At 47.9% G+C, this 1,722-nt stretch carries 1 rRNA gene; it reads right to left on the minus strand.

Going from position 1 to position 1,722, the window contains the following annotated elements:
* Nucleotides 1-28 precede the first annotated feature (28 nt).
* Nucleotides 29-1,609, minus strand: a 16S ribosomal RNA gene (locus JC2156_RS06595).
* Nucleotides 1,610-1,722 lie beyond the last annotated feature (113 nt).

The following is a 1,722-nucleotide window of genomic DNA, read 5'->3' on the forward strand; positions in this document are numbered from 1 at the left end:
GAATATGCAGGTTTCCGATTTTCCTTAGAAAGGAGGTGATCCAGCCGCAGGTTCTCCTACGGCTACCTTGTTACGACTTCACCCTAATCATCTGTCCCACCTTAGGCGGCTGGCTCCTAATAAAAGGTTACCTCACCGACTTTGGGTGTTACAAACTCTCATGGTGTGACGGGCGGTGTGTACAAGACCCGGGAACGTATTCACCGCGGCGTGCTGATCCGCGATTACTAGCGATTCCGACTTCGTGTAGGCGAGTTGCAGCCTACAGTCCGAACTGAGACAAGCTTTAAGAGATTTGCGCACCCTCGCGGGTTGGCGACTCGTTGTACTTGCCATTGTAGCACGTGTGTAGCCCAGGTCATAAGGGGCATGATGATTTGACGTCATCCCCGCCTTCCTCCGGTTTGTCACCGGCAGTCTTGCTAGAGTGCCCAACTAAATGCTGGCAACTAACAATAAGGGTTGCGCTCGTTGCGGGACTTAACCCAACATCTCACGACACGAGCTGACGACAACCATGCACCACCTGTCACTTTGTCCCCGAAGGGAAAGCTCCATCTCTGGAGTGGTCAAAGGATGTCAAGACCTGGTAAGGTTCTTCGCGTTGCTTCGAATTAAACCACATGCTCCACCGCTTGTGCGGGTCCCCGTCAATTCCTTTGAGTTTCAACCTTGCGGTCGTACTCCCCAGGCGGAGTGCTTAATGCGTTAGCTTCGTCACTCAAGGGCGGAAACCCTCGAACAACTAGCACTCATCGTTTACAGTGTGGACTACCAGGGTATCTAATCCTGTTTGCTACCCACACTTTCGAGCCTCAACGTCAGTTACAGTCCAGAAAGCCGCCTTCGCCACTGGTGTTCTTCCATATATCTACGCATTTCACCGCTACACATGGAGTTCCACTTTCCTCTACTGCACTCAAGTTATCCAGTTTCCAAAGCAATTCCTCGGTTGAGCCGAGGGCTTTCACTTCAGACTTAAATAACCGTCTGCGCTCGCTTTACGCCCAATAAATCCGGATAACGCTTGGAACATACGTATTACCGCGGCTGCTGGCACGTATTTAGCCGTTCCTTTCTGGTAAGATACCGTCACACATTGAACAGTTACTCTCAATGTCATTCTTCTCTTACAACAGTGTTTTACGAGCCGAAACCCTTCATCACACACGCGGCGTTGCTCCATCAGACTTTCGTCCATTGTGGAAGATTCCCTACTGCTGCCTCCCGTAGGAGTATGGGCCGTGTCTCAGTCCCATTGTGGCCGGTCAGTCTCTCAACTCGGCTATGTATCATTGTCTTGGTGAGCCATTACCTCACCAACTAACTAATACACCGCGGGACCATCTCTTAGTGATAGCAAGACCATCTTTTAAACTAAAACCATGCGGTTTTAATTATTATACGGTATTAGCATTTGTTTCCAAATGTTATCCCCTGCTAAGAGGTAGGTTTCCCACGTGTTACTCACCCGTTCGCCACTCATTGCAATGTTGAAAATCAAATCTGAACAAGTTCTTCATATCATTTCAACCACAATGCGTTCGACTTGCATGTATTAGGCACGCCGCCAGCGTTCATCCTGAGCCAGGATCAAACTCTCAATTTAAAATTGAAAAGCTTGAGTATAACTCAATCTTTTTTTGTTGTTGTTTAACAGTTGTTAAACGAATTTACTAGCGAAATTGACTTCGCAAATGTTTGTATCTTCCATATTATAAA

This window comes from Weissella koreensis KCTC 3621, from assembly GCF_000277645.1.